Source organism: Solidesulfovibrio aerotolerans (genome assembly GCF_009856865.1).
In the GTDB taxonomy this organism is placed as follows: Bacteria; Desulfobacterota; Desulfovibrionia; order Desulfovibrionales; family Desulfovibrionaceae; genus Solidesulfovibrio; species Solidesulfovibrio aerotolerans.
The window spans coordinates 48,083-66,881 of the sequence record NZ_WVUD01000018.1; the positions used below are offsets into that span (position 1 = coordinate 48,083).

At 65.0% G+C, this 18,799-nt stretch carries 15 protein-coding genes; 4 read left to right on the plus strand and 11 right to left on the minus strand.

The genetic code is table 11. The annotated features are described in order from the left end of the window. The first annotated feature begins 34 nt into the window (after positions 1–34). From arfB to GTA51_RS11210, 4 genes are all read left to right on the plus strand, one after another. Positions 35–460 carry an alternative ribosome rescue aminoacyl-tRNA hydrolase ArfB gene (gene arfB, locus GTA51_RS11200; protein WP_160961135.1) on the plus strand — a complete coding sequence of 142 codons (426 nt, stop codon included), beginning with the start codon at positions 35–37 and terminating at the stop codon, positions 458–460. Between the two features lie 153 nt (positions 461–613). After that, on the plus strand, positions 614–1,030 hold the full coding sequence (locus GTA51_RS11205) for an SxtJ family membrane protein (RefSeq protein ID WP_160961137.1): 417 nt from the start codon (positions 614–616) through the stop codon (positions 1,028–1,030). Between the two features lie 75 nt (positions 1,031–1,105). Further along, positions 1,106–1,255 (plus strand): DUF5989 family protein, encoded by a 150-nt coding sequence (locus GTA51_RS20615; protein ID WP_170300334.1) that lies wholly within the window; start codon positions 1,106–1,108, stop codon positions 1,253–1,255. 12 nt (positions 1,256–1,267) lie between these two features. After that, complete coding sequence (locus GTA51_RS11210; RefSeq protein ID WP_160961139.1) at positions 1,268–3,133, plus strand: carbamoyltransferase family protein; 1,866 nt, start codon at positions 1,268–1,270, stop codon at positions 3,131–3,133. Positions 3,134–3,353: 220 nt separating this feature from the next. On the opposite strand, the gene GTA51_RS11215 is transcribed toward GTA51_RS11210, so the two are convergent. From GTA51_RS11215 to GTA51_RS11265, 11 genes are all read right to left on the minus strand, one after another. Continuing rightward, positions 3,354–6,608: an efflux RND transporter permease subunit gene (locus GTA51_RS11215; protein ID WP_160961140.1), complete on the minus strand. Its 3,255-nt coding sequence runs from the start codon at positions 6,606–6,608 to the stop codon at positions 3,354–3,356. Then, a complete protein-coding gene (locus GTA51_RS11220) occupies positions 6,605–7,807 on the minus strand; it encodes an efflux RND transporter periplasmic adaptor subunit (RefSeq protein WP_160961142.1) in 1,203 nt (400 codons plus the stop codon). The genes GTA51_RS11215 and GTA51_RS11220 overlap by 4 nt, the downstream gene beginning before the upstream one ends. Positions 7,808–7,921: 114 nt before the next feature. Then, positions 7,922–8,539: a histidine phosphatase family protein gene (locus GTA51_RS11225; RefSeq protein WP_160961144.1), complete on the minus strand. Its 618-nt coding sequence runs from the start codon at positions 8,537–8,539 to the stop codon at positions 7,922–7,924. Next, positions 8,536–9,714, minus strand: a complete 1,179-nt coding sequence (locus GTA51_RS11230; protein WP_160961145.1) for a DVU_1551 family NTP transferase — start codon at positions 9,712–9,714, stop codon at positions 8,536–8,538. The genes GTA51_RS11225 and GTA51_RS11230 overlap by 4 nt, the downstream gene beginning before the upstream one ends. 31 nt (positions 9,715–9,745) lie before the next feature. Further along, positions 9,746–11,857, minus strand: coding sequence for a histidine kinase dimerization/phosphoacceptor domain -containing protein (locus GTA51_RS11235; RefSeq protein WP_211922536.1), 2,112 nt, complete (start codon positions 11,855–11,857; stop codon positions 9,746–9,748). Positions 11,858–11,918: 61 nt separating this feature from the next. Next, positions 11,919–12,122, minus strand: coding sequence for a hypothetical protein (locus GTA51_RS11240; protein WP_160961148.1), 204 nt, complete (start codon positions 12,120–12,122; stop codon positions 11,919–11,921). Further along, complete coding sequence (locus GTA51_RS11245) at positions 12,113–12,490, minus strand: phage holin family protein (protein ID WP_160961150.1); 378 nt, start codon at positions 12,488–12,490, stop codon at positions 12,113–12,115. Before GTA51_RS11245 ends, GTA51_RS11240 begins: the two co-directional genes overlap by 10 nt. A gap of 1 nt (position 12,491) precedes the next feature. Next, positions 12,492–12,788: an ElaB/YgaM/YqjD family protein gene (locus GTA51_RS11250; RefSeq protein WP_160961152.1), complete on the minus strand. Its 297-nt coding sequence runs from the start codon at positions 12,786–12,788 to the stop codon at positions 12,492–12,494. A 42-nt stretch (positions 12,789–12,830) separates the two neighbouring features. Then, complete coding sequence (locus GTA51_RS11255; protein WP_160961153.1) at positions 12,831–15,779, minus strand: ATP-binding protein; 2,949 nt, start codon at positions 15,777–15,779, stop codon at positions 12,831–12,833. 186 nt (positions 15,780–15,965) lie between these two features. After that, complete coding sequence (locus tag GTA51_RS11260) at positions 15,966–16,307, minus strand: hypothetical protein (protein WP_160961155.1); 342 nt, start codon at positions 16,305–16,307, stop codon at positions 15,966–15,968. 786 nt (positions 16,308–17,093) lie between these two features. Further along, positions 17,094–18,797, minus strand: coding sequence for a glutamine--tRNA ligase/YqeY domain fusion protein (locus GTA51_RS11265; RefSeq protein WP_160961156.1), 1,704 nt, complete (start codon positions 18,795–18,797; stop codon positions 17,094–17,096). Positions 18,798–18,799: the final 2 nt, after the last annotated feature.

Consider the following 18,799-nt stretch of genomic DNA (forward strand, 5'->3'; position numbering starts at 1 on the left):
CGGAGGCACTCTTCAATTCAATAAAGGGGACGACATGGACACGCTGACCATCACCGCCCGGGTGGCCATTCCCTTGGCCGAAATTTCGTTTATTGCGGCCCGCAGCGGCGGTCCCGGCGGCCAGCACGTCAACACCACCAGCACCAAGGTGACGCTGCTTTTTGATGTGCAGGCCTCGCCGAGCCTGACCGAATACGACAAGGCCCGCATCGGCCAGGCTCTCGAAGGTCGCATCGGCAAGGACGGGGTGCTGCGCGTGGTGTCCCAGTCCACCCGCAGCCAGTTCGCCAACAAGGAACTCGCCCTGGAGCGGTTTGCCGCCTTGCTGCGCGCCGCCCTGACCCCGGTCGCCCCTCGCAAGAAAACCCGCGTCTCCCTGGCTGCCAAACGCCGCCGGGTGGATGACAAGAAGCGCCAGGGCGCGCGCAAACGCCAGCGCAGCGTCAGCACGGACGATTGACCCGAGGGCGTAACACCGCAGCCGGCACTGACGCACAAGACCGCTCGTAGAATGGGGCACGCCTTGACGCCCTCCACCGCCCCGGGCTAGGTGAACCCAGTTTCCGGCCTCGGGCCGGTACGACGGCAACGCCCGATCCGGAGCACCCAACACATGTCCTCACTGGAACACAAACGGCAGAAAAGCGCGTTCTGGCTCTCCGCCAGCCGCGATCAGGCCCGCGACACCGGCATGGCCCTGGTGCTGGTCAGCCTCATCGTCTTTTTCATCACCCGCGAAATCCGCTACGTGACCATTGCCACAGGACTTTTGCTCCTGGACATGATCGCCCCGGCCCTGTTCAAACCGGCGGCCAAGGTCTGGTTTGGCCTGTCCCATGTTCTGGGCACGGTGATGTCCAAGGTGATCCTGGCCCTGGTCTTTTTTGTTGTGCTCACGCCCATGGGCCTGCTGCGGGGCCTGCTTGGCAAAGACCCCATGCGCGTGCGGCAGTTCAAACAGGGGACGGACTCGGTTTTCCGGGTGCGCGACCACGCCTTTGGCCCGGCCGACATCGAACAGCCCTTTTAAGGCAACGCCCGGGATATCCGACATTTCCGCCGTCCGCGCCCGCAACCACCGGACTGGACGGCATCTGGAGGCATAATGGAATTTATAAGCGAACTTTGGGGCTTTTTGCGCGCACGGAAAAAATTCTGGCTGCTGCCCATCATCCTGGTGCTGCTGCTGTTCGGCGTGCTGGTTGTCCTGACCAGCGGCTCGGCCGTGGCCCCCTTCATCTATACGCTGTTTTAGCCGGTCCCGCCCATGCCCGAATACATCCTGGGGATCTCCGCCTATTACCACGACTCCGCCGCTGCGCTTTTGCGCGACGGCGTGGTCGTGGCCGCCGCCCACGAGGAACGTTTCACCCGCGTCAAGCACGACGCCGGGTTTCCCCGCAAGGCTGCGGCCTATGTGCTGGCCGAGGCCGGCATTGAACTGGCGGAACTGGCGGCCGTCGTTTTTTACGACAAGCCCTATCTCAAGTTCGAGCGGTTGCTCGAAACCTACCACGGCTTTGCCCCACGCGGCCTTCGCAGCTTCCTGTCGGCCATTCCGGTCTGGATCAAGGAAAAGCTGTTCATGAAAAAGATGCTGCGCGAGGAGCTGGCCGAACTCGGCCCGGGCAGGCCGCGCATCCTTTTTCCCGAACACCACCTTTCCCACGCCGCCTCGGCCTTTTATCCCTCGCCCTTTGACGAGGCCGCCATCCTCACCATCGACGGCGTGGGCGAATGGTCCACCACCACCATCGGCCTTGGGCGCGGCAAGGATATCACCTTCCTGCGCGAGCTGGATTTCCCCCATTCCGTGGGCCTGCTCTATTCCGCCTTCACCTACTACTGCGGTTTTAAAGTCAATTCCGGCGAATACAAGCTCATGGGCCTGGCTCCCTACGGCATCGACGGCTCGGCGCGGGTGGAGGAATTTAAGGCCAAGATCCTCGAAACCCTGGTGGATCTGCGCCCGGACGGCTCGCTGCTGCTCAACATGGCCTATTTCAACTTCGCCACCGGCCTGACCATGTGCCGCGACGCCAAGTGGGAGGCCCTTTTCGGCCTGCCCCGCCGGGCCGCCGAGTCCGAACTCGGCCAGGAGCACATGGACCTCGCCTTGGCCATCCAGCAGATCACCGAAGAGGTGGTGCTGCGGCTGGCCAAAACGGCCCGGGAACTGACGGGTTGCAAGAACCTCGTCATGGCCGGCGGCGTGGCTTTAAACTGCGTGGCCAACGGCAAACTGCTGCGCGCCGGCATTTTCGATGACGTGTGGATTCAGCCGGCGGCCGGCGATGCCGGCGGTGCCCTCGGGGCCGCCCTGGCCGCCTGGCATATCTGGGGCGAAAACGACCGCACGCCCTTGCCGGCCGGGGCGCTGGACCGCATGGCCGGTTCCTACCTCGGACCGCAGTTCACCCGGGCCGACGCCCTGCGTCTGGCCGCCCGCCGGGATGCGCCGTATACGCTTTATGAAGATTTCGGCGCGTTGTGCGACGCTGTGGCCGATCTGCTGGCCGACGGCAAGGTCGTTGGCTGGTTCCAGGGCCGCATGGAATACGGCCCGCGCGCCCTTGGCGGCCGCTCCATCCTGGGTGATCCGCGAAACCCGGAGATGCAGAAAAAGCTCAATCTCAAAATCAAATACCGCGAAGGCTTTCGGCCCTTTGCCCCGTCGGTTGCAGCCGAGGCGGTGTCCGACTATTTCATCCAGGACCGCCCCTCGCCCTACATGCTGCTGGTGGCCCCGGTGGCCGACGCCCTGCGCCATCCCCTGCCCCAGGGCTACTGGCAGATGCCCATGTTCGAGCGGCTATATGTCAACCGCTCCACCCTCCCGGCCATCACCCACGTGGACTTCTCCGCCCGCATCCAGACCGTCCACGCCGATACCAACCCGCGCTACCACCAGCTCATCACCACCTTCGGCGCGCGCCACGGCTGCCCCATGGTGGTCAACACGAGCTTTAACGTGCGCGGCGAGCCTATCGTATGCACCCCCGAGGACGCCTACCGCTGCTTTATGCGCACGGAAATGGACTACCTTGTCATCGGCGACTGCCTCTTCTGTAAAGACGGCCAGCCCGCGTACCCCGAAACCGGCGACTGGCGCGGCGAATACGAACTCGACTGATAGAATTAAGAATGCCTCCGGCGGCCGGGGGGGATAATCCCCCCCGGACCCCCTTGATAGGAGAAGTTTTTCAAGGGGTTATTGGGGCTGGCGAGGCGGCCCCGACGAATGTCCCGTTCCCCTTAACCCCTTGCCTTCAGGTGGGATTCCAAAGGGCTCAGCCCTTTGGCCGCCGGAGGCACTCTTCTGTCTTCAATCACCTTCCAGCTCAGGCTGGCCTTTACCCAGGCGTTGTCGCCGGGTCGTGGCGTCTTGCGTCGAGAAAATACAGAACCGGCACCACCATGCGCGAAAAAATGGTGGCTGCCACTTCTCCGGCCATAAGCGAGATGGCCAAGCCTTGAAAGATGGGGTCAAAGAGAATCACAAAGGCCCCGGCCACCACGCTGACTGCTGTGAGCAGCATGGGCCGAAAGCGCACCGCGCCGGCCTCTTCCACGGCCTGGGCCAGGGGGATGCCCTCGCTCCGGCGCAGCTCGATAAAATCCACCAGGATGATGGAATTGCGCACCACGATGCCGGCCCCGGCGATAAAGCCGATCATGGACGTGGCCGTGAAAAACGCCCCGGCTGCGGCATGGGCCGGGATGATGCCAATGAGCGAGAGAGGAATGGGAGCCATAATCGCCAACGGGATGGTGTAGGAGCCAAACCAGCTGACCACCAGCACGTAGATAAGCACCATGACCACGGCAAAGGCCAAGCCCATGTCGCGAAAGACTTCGTAGGTGATCTGCCATTCGCCGTCCCACTTGAGACTATAGCCCAGCGTATCGGCCGGCGTGCCGCTCCACAGGATGGGGAGAGGCGCTTTGGAGGCCGTCTGCCAGGCCCCCTCGCCGCGTGCGGCCAAGGCGGCCAGGGTGTCGTTGACCTTGCCGATGGCGTAGATGGGGCTTTCCTCGCGTCCGGCCACATCGCCGGTCACATAGACCACGGGCAAAAGATTTTTGTGATAGATGCGCCCGGGCTGCTCGGTTGCGGTGATGCCCGCGATCTGGGCCAGGGACACGAGTTTGCCGTCGGTGCCGGCCACGGTCACCGATTCCAGGCTGGCCGCATCGGGCCGGGAACGCTTGGGCAGGCGCACCACAATGGGCGCGTCTTCCCGGGCCGCCTCGTCGTGGAGCAGGCCGGCCACGGTGCCGGAAAACGAAGCGGCCACGTCGCGCAAGGCCCGGTCCGGGTCGATGCCGGCCGTTAAGGCCTTGTCGCGCTCGATGCGGATGACCCGCTCGGGCCGGGGATCGTCCACATACCAGTCCACATCCACCACGTCCGGGGTGGCGGTCATGACCGCTTTGACCTGTTCGGCCACGCTTTGGCGGCCGGCGTCGGTGGGGCCGTAGATTTCGGCCACCAGCGTTTGCAGCACCGGCGGTCCGGGCGGGGCTTCCACCACCTTGATCCTGGCTCCATGGCGCTGCGCGATGGGGACCAGCCGCTCGCGCACGGCCTTGGCAATGGCGTGGCTTTGCAGGCTGCGCTCGCCCTTGGGACGCAGATTGACGGCGATTTCCGCCTCGTTTTGGGCGGTGCGCAGATAGTAATGCCGGATAAGCCCGTTAAAGGTCATGGGCGCGGCCGTGCCGGCGTAGATGACGGCATTGACGGTCTCAGGGCGGGTAAGCGCCGCGTCGGCCAGTTCCCGGGCCACGGCCGTGGTCGTTTCCAGGGTCGTGCCACGCGGCATGTCCACGATGACGGCGAATTCGCTTTTGTTGTCAAAGGGCAGCATCTTGACCAGCACGGCCTTGGCCGGAAAAAGGGCGCAGGCCCCAAGAAAAAGCATCCCCACCAGACCCAGAAAACCCCAGCGCCAGACCGGGCGTTTGAGCAGCCGGTCCATGAGCTTTAAATACAGGCGCGTGCCCAGGTCGTTGGGGATGGCGGCGTGGTCCGTGGTGGACGGACGCAGGGTGCGCTTGGCCGTCCAGGGCGTGATTAAAAAGGCCACCAGCATGGACAGCAGCATGGCGACCGACGCGCCAATGGGCATGGGCCGCATGTACGGTCCCATAAGCCCGCCGACATAGGCCATGGGGGCTATGGCGGCGATGACCGTGAAGGTGGCCAGGACCAGGGGCGCACGCACTTCGCCAACCGCTTCGACGATGACGGTGGACAGGGATTTTTGCCGCGCGCCCGGCAGACCCAGGTGGCGCACGATGTTTTCCACGTCAACGATAGGATCATCGACCAGGATGCCGATGCAAAAGATAAGCGCAAACAGGGTGACGCGGTTGAGCGTATAGCCCATGAGCCAATACGTGGCCAAGGTCACGGCCAGGGTGACGGGCACGGCCACCATGACCACCAGGGAGGCCCGCAACCCGAGAAAGAGAGCCACCACGCCACCCACGGTCACGGCCGCCAGGATAAGGTGCATAAGCAGCTCGTCCACCTTGTGCTTGGCCGTCTCGCCGTGGTTGCGCGTGACCGTGAGGCTGACATCGCCCGGCAGGACCGTGCCGCGAAGGGCCTCAATGCTTACCAGGGCCGCATCCGCTATGCGGGCGGCATTTTCGCCAGCCCGTTTGGCCACGGCCAGGGTGACGGCCGGATGGGCCTCGCCCGGCCGCACCTCGGGCGCGGCCATGGCCGGGCCGGGCACAAAAAGGACATAGTCGAGGGGGTCGTCAAAAGCGTCGCGCACCGTGGCCACGTCGGTTAAATAGACCGGCCGGCCATCGCGCACGGCCAGGACCGCCCGGGACAGTTCTTTTTGGCTGCGGAAAAAATTATCCAGCCGCACGGCCAGGGCCGCACCGAGTTCGTATGTCTCGCCCACGGAACGGGCGGCATTTTGCTCGCCAAGGGCCGTTATGACATCCACGGCGTCCAGGCCCCGGGAGCGCAGCCTGTCGGCGTCAAGGTCCACCATGACCGCCCGCTTGCGCCCGCCGGTGATGGTGGTTTCCCCCACGCCCGGGATGCGGCGCACGTTTTCGTTAATGGCTGCTGCCATGGTGCGCAGTTGGCGCGCGTCATAGGGACCGCCCCACAGGGTCACGGCCAGGACCGGCACGTCGTCGATGGAGCGCGGTTTGAGGATCGGCTGGCTGCACCCGGGCGGAATCCAGTCCAGGTGCTGGTAGAGCTTGGCATAGGCGGCCACCACGCTGCGCTCGACATCGGCCCCCACGGCAAAGCGCACCACGGTCAGGGCCTCGCCGTCGCCGGCCGTGGAATAGACGTATTCCACCCCCGGGATTTCCCACAGGATGCGCTCCATGGGCGTGACCACGCGGTTTTCCATCTCCTTGGGCGTGGCCCCGGGCATGGAGACGTGGACATCGATCATGGGCACGATAATCTGCGGCTCTTCTTCGCTGGGCGTGGCCAAAACGGCCATGACGCCGGTGAGAAGGGCCGCCAGGACCAGCAGCGGGGCCAGCTTGGAATCGACGAAAAGGGCCGTTATGCGGGTCAGCCAGTCGCCGTGGCGGCCATGGGGGGCCTCGGGGCCGGTCACTTTGGCGCTCCGGCGAGGCTATCCCCGTCACGCAGGGTGGCCCCGGTGTCGCAGGCCAGTTTTTCGCCGTCGTTTAACCCACTGAGGACTTCGACAAAGCGTTCCCGGCCAGCCGGGTCAAAGGCTTCGGAGTCGGTTAAATACGTGGCCCCGCCAAAGGCCACAGCCAAAAAGGTGCCGCCGGTCTTGACCAGGCGCAGATGGAGCGTCCCGGTCGCGTCAACGGTAAAGGCCGTGGGCAGATCGCCGCGAAGGGCCAGGCAGTTGGTCGGGACAAGGAGTTTATTGACGGTGCGGGCCGGGACGAACACCCGGCCGAACATGCCGGCCCGGGGCGGCCCCACCGCTTCGGGCACCGTGGCCGGCAGGGCGCATTTGAGCTTGAAGGTGCGATTTTGGGGATCGACCCGGCCAACGATGGCCGAGACGGTCACGGCAAAGGGAGCGGCGGCCAGGGACGGCACGGCGGCGATGATGGTCTGGCCCAGGCGCAGATCGGCCAACAGCGATTCGTCCACCTGGGCGGTTATTTCAAAGCCGCCGGAAGCGGCGTCAATGAGCGCCAGTTGGGCACCAGCCGCGACAAAAGCGCCCTGGTCCACATAGCGTCGGGCCAGGATGCCGTCGAAGGGGGCGGTGATGCGGGTGTAGGCCCGAAGGGCGGCCAGTTCGCCCAGTTTGGCGGTGACGGCCTGTTCCTTGGCCGTTAACGCGTCGATCTGGCGCGAGGCGGCGTCAAACTCGGCCTTGGCCCTGTCGAAATCCTCCTGGCTGACGGCCCGTTGGACCAGCAGCCGGGACATGCGGTCCATGGTGGTCCGGGCCAGACCGGCCCGGGCGGCCAGACCCTGCTTTTCCCGCACGACCTGTTCGCGGTCGGCAATAAGGCCCCGTTCCTGGCTGATCAGATCCTTGTCGTCGATGCGCAGAATCGGCGCGCCGGCTGCCAGCCGGTCGCCTTCCCGGGCCATGACCGCCTCCACCGTGCCCGAGAGCTTGCTGGCCAGGACCACGCTTTGCTCGGACTCCACCTGGGCCGGGAAGGAGCGGCATTCCACCACTTCGCTGCGCCCCACCGGGCGCACCGGCACGGAAACGGTCCGTGAGGCGCGTGACGCCGGGGATGCGGGCGGTTTTTCTTCGGAACAACCGGCCAGACAGACCAGGACAAGACACAACGGCATAAGAAAGTATCGCATGATCCATGCAATTTCATCCCAGGCCGGGCTTGTCAATGTGGTGTGCGTCGTTTTTTTGCGCTGCCTGGCCCGTTTTCCGGCGCATTTCACAGTCTGGCAATAGGAAATGCCGCGTCAGGGACCGGGAAAGCGCCAGGGCACAACAGGGGCCAGATTGATGGCATCCACCCGCCAGCAGTCCGGGCCAAGCTCCAGGATATTGAGGCGGCAGTAGTCCTGGCCCAGGCGGAACAGGCAGGCCAGATCGATGCCGAGGGCATGGCACAGGATGGTGCGGTTGACCCCGCCGTGGGCCACGGCCAACACGTTGCCGGGCAGCTCGGCCAATTCGGCCACGGTAGCCACGGCCCGGTCCTGGACCTCGCTAAAGCTCTCGCCGCCCTGGGGACAGAATCCGGCAATGTCGCAGCCCCGGCGTTCGTAGGCCCCGGGGAAGCGGTGACGGACTTCCTCGACGGTGAGGCCCTCAAACGCGCCCAGGGCGATTTCCCGCAGGCGCGGTTCCAGGCGGATGGGCACATCGCGCCCGCCCAGGACAAGGGCGGCGGTCTCCTGGCAGCGGGTCAGATCCGAGGCCACGACGGCGGTAAAGGGAATGTCGGCCAAAACATCGCACCACAAGGCGGCCTGCCGACGGCCGTCGTCGGTGAGGGGATGATCGGTCTGGCCGATAAACCGGCGCGGGGCATGTTGGAAGATCGCCCCGTGGCGCAGCAAAAAAAGCGTGCTCATGGCTGTCTCGCGGGTGTGAGGCCGGTTGTGGCCAGGATGTCGGCCAGGGGGCGGGGGAGCGCCCGTTCCACCCGGGCCAGGATGGCCAGGGCGTTGCTGCGGCGCCGGGTGATGGCGGCCACTGCCTCGGGATCATGGGCAAAAAGCGCCAGTTTTTGGCCGAACCGCTCGGGCACGGACACCAGCCGGCTGCCGTGGACGAACTTGTCGGCCAGATAAACGATTTCGCGTTCGGTGACAGGGGCCTGCGGTGGCAGATCGATGTCGCGATGGGCGGCAACGATGGCCCCGGCCCGGGAAAAGCCCAGGGCGTCGAGGAGCCGGCCGCCGGCAGCCTCGTGGTGGGGCTGGCCCTTGGCCACGTCGTGAAGCAGGGCCGCGGCCTCAATCAGTTCGCAATCCAGGCCGGCCCCGGCAGCATTAAGGCCCCGGGTCAGAGCCACGGCCACGGCAGCCACACCGCGGGCATGGGCCAGCCCCTGGGGCGGCACGGCCTCGATGGCCAGCAACGCCTCAGCCTCGGCCGGGGTGGGAATGTCCAGCCGCCCGGCCAGGACGTCCAAGACGGCGTAATCGTCCGGGGTGTCCATGTCGGCCAGGGTCAGGGCGTCGGCCACGGGAAGTTCTTCAAAAGGATAAGGGGCCAGGGCGGCGCGCAGGCCGCCGTCGCCGTCGTAGGCCAGGATGGCCGGGGCAAGGGTCGCGTCCAGGCAGGGCGGATGGCCGCGCTCCCCGGCAAAGCTCGGATAGAGCACGGGCGGCGCGTCGGGCGCACCGGCCCGGCCCAGGAGCCGGACCACGGTGGCCGGGCGAAACAGCGGCACATCGGCCGGGGTGATAAGCACCTGGGCGGCTGTGGGCGGCAGGACGGCCAGGGCGGCCCGGACTGTCGAAAACATGCCGGTTTCGTAATACGGATTGTAAACGAAACGCAGTCCCAGGCGCGCGGCTTCGGCCGCAATTTCGTCGTGGCGGTGGCCGCCGGCCACGACAATGTCCGTCACCCCGGCGTGGCGCAAGGTGGCGGCCAGTCGGGCCAGGGCGGTCTGTCCGGCCAGGGGGAGCAGGGGTTTGAGCGGTCCCAGCATGCGCGAGGACAGGCCGCCGGCTAAAATGACGGCGGCAGTGCCGACGGCCCAGGGGTCGGGCCGGGAAGGATCGGTCGTGTCGGGCATGGGCCAAGTGTCGGGGCTGGCGGGCCGGCTGTCAAGACCGGCTGGCCCCTGTGTCGTCGGCTTTGGGGAAGCGCAGGATGAAGGTCGCGCCGCTGTCATTTCGGGCGTTGATGCTGCCGCCGAGCTGGCGGGCCAGATTGAGTACGAGCTGCATGCCCAGCGTCCCGGTTTGCTCAAGGTCGAAATCAGTTGGCAGACCAGGGCCGTCGTCGGCGATGGTGATGGTGATGGCGTCGTCGGTCTGGGCCAGGGTCACGGTCAGGACAGGGTTTTCCCGGCCGAAAAAGGCATGCTTGTGGGCGTTGGTGAGCAATTCATTGACGGCCAGGCCGGCCGGCACGGCCTGTTCGATGGGCACGGTGACCGGGGCCAGGATGCAGCGGAGGTCCAAGGGCGAGTCCTTGGGGCCTTGGCCGAAAATTTTGGGCAGCAGATCCGTTATATAGGTGTCCAGCCGAATGTGGGAGAGGTCGGCGGAGCGGTAGATCTCCTCGTGGACCAGGGCCATGGAGGCAATACGGTTGCGGCTGACCCGAAAGCTTTCCAGGGCGATGGGGTCTTTGACCTGTTCGGACTGGAGGTAGAGCAGGCTGGAGATGATCTGCAGGTTGTTTTTCACCCGGTGGTGGATTTCCTTGAGCAGAATTTCCTTTTCGGCCAGGGAAGCCCGGATGGCCCGGTCGGCTTCCACGCGTTCGGTGACGTCCTTGTCCACGCCCCGGTAGCCGCGAAAAGAACCGGTCTCATCGTGCCAGGCCACGCCGCTGGTCATAAGGCACCGCCTTTTGCCCTCCACGGTCAGGCGCCAGTTGATCAGGTCGATCAGGGGTGAGCGCTCCGCTTTGGCTGCCTCGATGACCGGGCGCAGGGTGGCTTCCTCGCCCGGGGCCAGGAAGCTGTAATAGGACTTGCCCACCAACTGCGCCGGTTCGTAGCCAAGGGCCAGCCGCACCTTGTCTCCGAGATGGACGTAGCAGTCGTTTTCATCGATTTCCCAGATCCAGTCGGCCATGGAGGCCGTTATGTGGGCCATGCGTTCCTGGCTTTGGCGCAGGGCGGCCAGGGCGTGTTCCCGGGCCTCGTCATTGGCGGCCAGCAGCTCGGCCATGGCGTCGAGGTTGCCGGCCACTTTGGCGATGCCGGCACCTCCGTGGGGCAGGCCGGTGCGGGCGGAGCGTTGGCCCTGGCCGATGCGGGCAGCGGTGTCGGCGATGCGGTCCAGGCGGGCGGCGATGACACCCCCGCCGATAAACCAGGCCACGCCAAGGGCCAGTCCGGTGGTGGCGGCCAGCAGGATCAGGTTGTGGAAAAGAGCCTGTCGGGCCGGCCCCAGAATGGTTTCTTCGGGCACGCCCACCACAAAGGCCATATAGGCCGGGGCTATCGGCGACAGGCGCAGCTTGTGGAAGGCATACTGGCGTCTGACGCCATCGGAACCGGGCTTGAGGAACACGCCCTGGTTGCCGCCGGAATCAATGGCCTGCCATATTTCGCCCCGGATCGGGCTGCCGAGAGGGTTGGTGGCGGTTGGGGGCAGATAATACAGGCGCACGCCCTTGTGGTCGGTGATGCCAAATGTGGTGCCGGCCGGCATGCGCAGAGCCGCGTAGGCGGTGTCGAAGGAACTCATGTCCACGGCGACCGCCAATACGCCGAGAAGCGCGCCGCTCGAGTCGTAAAGAGGCAGGGCAAAGGGGAAGACGGGCTGGCCGCTGGTGCTGCTGATGATATATTCGCCGGTCATGAACTGCTTTAAGGCCATGGCGTCGCGAAAATGTTTGCGGTCGCTCAAATTGACCCGGACCAAGGGACGACCCGAGGCGATGACGTCGCCCTGGGTATCGATTATCACTATATTGGCATAGATGGGATTTTGTCCCAGCAGGGCGGCAAACAGGGAGGTGCAGACAGCGCTGTCGAGTTGGCGCAGTTCGGGCATGGCGGCCAGGGCGGTCAGCAGCAGGCGGGTACTCTCGGTAATGCGCTCCTGGACCTGGGCCATGGCGGCCGCGGCCTGGGACGCTTTGGTCGAGGCGTCGGCCACGAGGTGGCGGCGCTGCTGCACGCCGTCATAGACCTGGAGGGCCAAAGACGGCAACACGGCCAAAAGGACCAACAAAACAAGGCCGCCACGGATCGACATCGTGGAAATTGCCTTCACCAGGTCTGCCTTTTTTTTCGTCGTGCCGCCCCGGTCGGGCGGATCAGCGGCGCAGCCCACGCCCGCCGAGGTGCCCGAGGAGCCATTTGGCCAGACCCAGGCCCAGGGTCAGGTCGCGCAGCCGACGGCGCACCACAGCCTGGGCCAGGGCTGTTTCCAGACCCATGAGGCGTCGGGAGATTTCCCCCCGCAGGGCGATGCTGCGCCGGGCTTCGGCCAGGGCGCGCAACTGTCCGTCTAAAAACATGCCTGATCCTTTTTCAGTTCCGCCACGGTCTGGGAAAAGGCCAGGGGCAACCGGGCCAGCCGGCGACGCAGCCGCCACAGGGCCAACGTCCCGGCTCCCAGAAAGAGCGCCGCCCCGCCGCCCGCCACTGCCAGCCGCCACGGCGGCGGCACGGCCAGCAGCACCGCCACCACGGCCAAGGCCAGGCCAAAAAGCAGCAGGGCGGCACCGGCAACCGCCAGCAGCACCAGTTGGATACAGCGGATTTTGACCTCGCGGGCCTCAAGGCCGAGCAGCTCCAGCCGATCAACGGCCACGTCAAGGATCAGGCCGGCCAGGCGCTGGCCCGCAGCGGTCAGTTCCGACAGGGCGGCAAACGCGTCAGCCACGCTATTTACGACTCATAAACCAGCCCAGCAGCAGCCCGAAAAGAAACGAGCCGCCCACGGCGTGGTAGGGTTTTTCATGGATGATACGGTCGGCGGCCTGGAGCTTCTCGTCGAGCAGGCCGTCGAGATCGGCGTATTGCCGTTTGGCGGCCTCAAGCCGTTGTTCCAGTGTGTCCCGGGCTTTTTTGACCCGTTCGTCGGCTTCGCCGGCAGTGGCCTCGATCAGGGCACCGGCGTGGCGGATGATGTCGCGCAGTTCGTCGGCCATGGCTTCGGTCTGGGTGGATTTCGCGGCCATTGGTGCGCCTCCTTGGCGGTGATCGATAAGATAGAAACCACCCTAGCGCGAATCGTCGGGTGTTGTCCATGCGGCCCGACTATCCGGGGCCTGCCCGGGGGAAGATTGGCCAAATACATGGCGCAGGGCCTCTAGAAAGCGATTTTTCTGGAGGGGCTTGGTGAGCAGGGCGCTGGCTCCGGCGGCCTTGGCCCGGCCCTTTTCCTCGCGGAAGGCATAGGCAGTGACCACCAGGATGGGCGTGGCGGGCCGGCCGGCGGCGGCTTCGCGCCGGCGGATTTCCGCAATGACGGTGTAGCCGTCGATGTCGGGCAAGGCAATATCCATGACCACGGCGTCAAAGGCCCGGGCCTCGACCATTTCCAAGGCTTGTTCCCCGGTGACGGCGTAGGTGACGGTCAGGGGCAGGTTTTCGAGCAGATCGCCGTAGAGCAGGCGATTGGACTCGCTGTCTTCGACGATGAGCAGGGAGCGCCGGCCGGCCAGGGCCTGGGGCGCGGCCGGGGCCTTGGCCGGGGGCAGGCTGGACGGGTTGCACCCGTTGACGGGGATGGCGCAGTAAAAGGTGCTGCCGGCTCCGGGGGTGGATTCCAGCCACAGTCGGCCGCCCAGGCCGTCGGCGAGGAGCGTGCTGATGGTCAGGCCAAGGCCCGTGCCGCCGTAGGCCCTGGTGGTTGAGGAATCGACCTGGGTGAAGGGTTCAAAGATGGTTTCCTGCTTGTCTGGCGCGATGCCGATGCCGGTGTCGGACACGGAAAAGAGCAGTTCCTCCCGGGGCGGGCTGGCCGGGAGCCGGGACAGGGTCAGCACGACTTCGCCGCAGGTGGTGAACTTGACGGCGTTGCCGGCCAGATTGCGCAGGATTTGGCGCAGGCGGGCCGGATCGCCGCAGGCCTGGCGCGGCACGTCCGGGGCGGTCTCCAGGCGAAGGACAAGCCCCTTGGCCAGCGCCTGGGCGTCCAGCAAGGCCGAGGCCTCATGCAGCACCACCACCGGATCATAGGGGATTTTGGCCAGTTCCAGGCCGCCGGATTCAATTTTGGCCAATTCCAGGATGTCGGACAACAGCGTCATGAGGGATTCGCCGGCCAGTTCCAGGGTGCGCAGGAATTCCTGCTGCCGCCCGGTGAGGGCGGTGCCGCGCAACACATCCACCATGCCGAGGATGGTGTTCATGGGCGTGCGGATCTCATGGCTCATGGTGGAGAGGAACCGGCTCTTGGCCTGGTTGGCTGCCTCGGCCGAATCCTTGGCCAGACGCAGGGCCTGTTCCATGGATTTGCGGCCGGTGATGTCCACCAGCACCGAGAGCAGGCAGTCCTGGCCATAGGCCTCGATGGGGGTGCAGGAGAGCAGCACCGTGAGGTCCTGGCCGTCGCGCAGATGCAGGGCCAATTCCATGTTGCGAACCACGCCGTCGCGCTCAAGAATCCGCAACATGTTGTCCCGGTCGGTATCGCGCAAAAAGAGGCTGATTTCCTGGGGGGTGCGGTTGACGACCTCTTCCCGGGCATAGCCGGTGACAGCGGTAAAGGCCTCGTTGACCTCCAGGAAACGGCCTTCGGCCCGGGTGGCGACGCTGACGATCACCGGCGAAAGGCGAAATATCGTGTCCAGCCGCTCCCGGCTTTCGCCCAGGGCCGCATCGGCGGCAAGCTGTTCGGTCATGTCCCGGGCGTAGATGGCCAGATGGGGCCGGCCGCCGGTGGGGTTTGGGATGGGGTAGACGGCGTTTTCGTAGACGCGTCCGGCCCGCTGGTCGGTAAAGCGCAGCGGACGGCCGGTTTCCTGGACCTGCCGGTAGCGTTCCCGGCGAGTGGCGGCCACCGGAGCGTCGATAAGCTCCAGGAGGCCCTGTCCCCGCAAGGCTTCGGCCGCCAGTCCGAATCGGGCCGCCCCTGTCTCGTTGACCATGATGACACGGTAGAAATCGTCAATGACCAACACGGCATCACTGGTGGCGTTTAACACCGCTTCGAGCATATCCTTGTGGCCGATGCAGTCGTTTTCCAGGGCCTTTCGCCGGGACATCCCGACGCGTCGGCGCTGCCAGCCCCAGCCGGCGGCCAGGAGGAGGACGGCCAGCCCGCCGGCCCACAGCAGTGGCCGGGGCCAGACGTTTTGGCTCCTGGCCGGCTGGCGGGCGGCGTCGAACCAGCGCTCTGCCAGGGCGGTCCTGCGGTCCTGGGGAAGGGCATCCAGGGCTTTTTGCAGGCTGGAGGCCAGCAGGGGAAAGGGGGAACCCATGCAGACGTCGTTGTTGGGCCAGGGCATGACCGACGCGATGGTGAGGTTGTCGTAGCCAAGGTCCCGGATGATGCCGGTGGCTGCGGCCAGGTTGAGAAAGGTGGCGTCGGCCTGGCCCTCGGCCACGGCAGCCACGGCGTTTCGGGCGTTGCGCTTGAAATCAAAGCGGATGCTGCGGTCGGGGTAGGCAGCTTGCAGGCGCTCGTAGGCAAAAAAGGTGGGGGCCACAGCCACGATCTTGCCGGTCAGGTCGGCGATATTCCAGACGGGGTTGTCGGAGTGCCGGGCGATCATGACATAGGGAAGGCTGGAATAGGGCCGGGTCAGGTGCAGGAAGGTTCGCCTGGCGGGCGTGTCGGTGATGCAGGCGAAGACATCGATGCCGCCGCCGGTCTGGGCCAGTTCCAGGGCGCGGGTATACGTGATGTCAAAGGCCGGCTCGAACGTGACCCCGAGCAGGGGGGCCAGGGCGTCGAGGTAGTCGGCGGCCAGCCCCATATAGCGGGACGCACCGTCCGGGCCGGGCACGATGTCCTGGAAAGGATTCTGTCCGGCGGAAACACCCACGCGTAGCACAGGATGTTCGGCCAGAAACTGCCGTTCGGCTGCGGTAAAATCCGGGCCGGCGGTCTGGGCAACGGCCGTGGACACGGTCAGCAGCCAGGCCAACCAGACCAGCCAGATCCGCCAGACCGGCCGGAGTTGGCTACCACGCCGCGCGAACCGCCGCCCTCCCCGGCTCATGGGAGGCGGCTCCGGTTGCTCCAGGCCGTCCCAGCAGGCATCGCCGCCCAGGCAGGCAACGAACCCTTGGCCACGTTTCTGCGGCAGGTCGTGGTCCTTCCCGCCGGGGCGCGGGGGGAAACAGCCTGGGGTGGTCCGGTGGGACGGCAACGCCCGATTGGCCAGAAGAAAAACGGCATACAAGCGCTACCGAGTGGGCGCGTCAGGGTAATTGGTGTTGCAGTATTTGGCGCACCAATTAAACCCCGTCACTACGATAGGCATGCAACCATTGAATTGATTGGGGCCGGAAAGGGCGTTGAACACGTCGTTGCAGGCCTTGTTACAAGCCTGGTGCGAGGCAAATTGAACAGACATAACGTCGTTATCGTAGACGTTACACAGTTCAATGTTGTCGCAGGACATGCCTCGCCCACCGCCCGCAGTGTAGCAAAAGCCACGAAACTCCGAATCGGTCAGCGGTTTGGGCGTGCAGGCGCTCAGGCCGCACAACGCCAAGCAAAAAGCGCCAAGAAGAAGCTGTCGCATGGAAATGCTCCTATTGGGCGTCAGCCAGCTTTGGTCTGGGTACATACCCTGGATCTACCCGTATGGTTTCACCTACACCCCACCAAGGTCTTTTGCCAAGAGGTACCAGTGTCGGACCGGCCGCGGCGCGGCAAGGTATAAAACTTTGTACCACCCGGGGGGCGCCTCTGGGAAGGTACAAGATCCTGTACGCGGCCAAGGCCATACGGACGGATTTTACAGAATCTTTATGGCGCAAAAACAACTGATTTTATTGCGTTATTTATCAGAACAGGCTGACCCTGAAAAGATGGCCCGCCATTTGCTAGAGAGAAAACATCCTTCCTCTGCGAAAGCAATTTTAGGAAAAGGACTTCAGGGATGGCGACCCGGAAGTCCTTTTTCATTTGTGGCGGGGTACTTGGCTGTTTGGCTTCCCGACCGGCTTGTGGCCGGCCACGCACCGCAGCCCCTTGCCTGCCCCACGCTCCTGCAGCGACAGTTCCCTGGCTCACCGCCCAACCCACCGTTCCCAAAAAGAAAACGCGCGCCCGAAGACGCGCGTTGCACCTGTTCCCGAGGCCACGGCCCGGGCCGCCCAGTCCAGCCAAACCCAGCCTGGGCCAACGCAACCGACCCAGTCCAGCCAAACCCAGCCTGGGCCAACGCAACCGACCCAGGCCAACCAAGCCAAGCCCGGGCCAGTCCAGCCCCGTCCAGGCCAACCAAGCCGTCCAGCCAAACCCAGCCTGGGGCAACCAAGCCCAGTCCAATCCAGCCCAGGCGGCCGGGCCGGTTCAAATAGTTTTACCGACCAGCCTTGGCCCAGGAGTCTTTGAGCGCCACCGAGCGGTTAAACACCGGCTTGGCCGGCGTTGTATCCTTATCCACGCAGAAATAGCCCAGCCGCTCGAACTGCACGTTCTCGCCGACCGGAATGTCGGCCAGGGCCGGTTCAATGAGGGCGTCAGCAATCACTTCCAGGGAATGGGGATTGAGGCAGTCCATGAACTCGCCCTTGCCTTCCATGGGGTTTTCCTTGGTGAACAGGCGGTCGTAGAGGCGCACCTCGGCGGTGAGCGCATGGGCGGCCGAGACCCAGTGGATGGTGCCCTTGACCTTGCGCCCGTCGTCGGACCAGCCGCCCTTGGTGGCCGGGTCGTGGGTGCAACGCAGTTCAATGACCTCGCCCGTGGCCGGGTCTTTTATGACCTCGGTGCAGGTGACGTAGTAGGCGTGGCGCAGCCGCACCTCGGCCCCGGGGGCAAGGCGAAACCACTTCTTGGCCGGCGTCTCCATGAAATCGTCGCGCTCGACGAAAAGCTCGCGGGTAAACGGCACGTTGCGCACACCCATGGACTCGTCTTCGGGATGGTAGGGGAACCGGATGTCTTCCACCTGCCCTTCGGGATAGTTCTCGATGACGAGCTTAAGCGGTCGCAGCACGCCCATAAGCCGCTTGGCCCGGCGATTGAGGTCTTCGCGCAGGCAGTGCTCCAAAAGGGCCACATCCACCATGCTGTCGGCCTTGGACACGCCGATGCGCTCGCAAAAATCCCGCATGGCTTCGGGCGTGTAGCCCCGGCGGCGGATGCCGCTCAAGGTTGGCAGGCGCGGGTCGTCCCAGCCCGAAACGACTTTTTCGGTCACCAGCTGAATGAGCTTGCGTTTGCTTAAAACCGTGTACGACAGGTTCAAGCGCGCGAATTCGATCTGCTGCGGATGGCCCGGCACGGGCAGATTATTGAGCACCCAGTCGTAGAGCGGCCGGTTGTTCTCAAATTCCAGCGAGCAGATGGAATGGGTGATGCCCTCCAGGGCGTCGGAAATGCAGTGGGTGTAGTCATACATGGGGTAGATGCACCAGGCGTTGCCGGTGCGATGGTGCTCCACCTTCTTGATACGATAGATAACCGGGTCGCGCAGCACCACATTGGGGCTTTGCATGTCGATTTTGGCCCGCAGCACCCTGGCCCCGTCGGGAAATTCGCCGGCCCGCATGCGCCGCAGCAAATCAAGGTTCTCGGCCGGTGTCCGGTCGCGGTAGGGGCTGTTTTTACCCGGCTCAGTGAGCGTGCCCCGGTAGGCCCGGATCTCTTCCTGGGTCAGGTCGTCCACATAGGCCAGGCCCTTTTCGATGAGCATCTCGGCAAAGGCGTAGAGCTTCTCGAAATAGTCCGAGGCGTAAAACTGGCGGTCGTCCCAGGAGAATCCGAGCCAGCGCACGTCGTCTTTGATGGCATCGACGTATTCCACCTCTTCCTTGGCCGGGTTGGTGTCGTCGAAGCGCAGATTGCACTGGCCGTTAAATTCCTTGGCCAGCCCGAAATTGAGGCAGATGGACTTGGCGTGGCCGATGTGCAGATAGCCGTTGGGTTCGGGCGGGAAGCGGGTATGGACGCGTCCGGCCCATTTGCCGGTGCGGTTGTCTTCGTCGATGATCTGGCGGATGAAGTCCCGGGCCGGGGCCGGGGCGGATTTGGGCGTCTCTTCCGCGTCGCGTGCGGTCATGG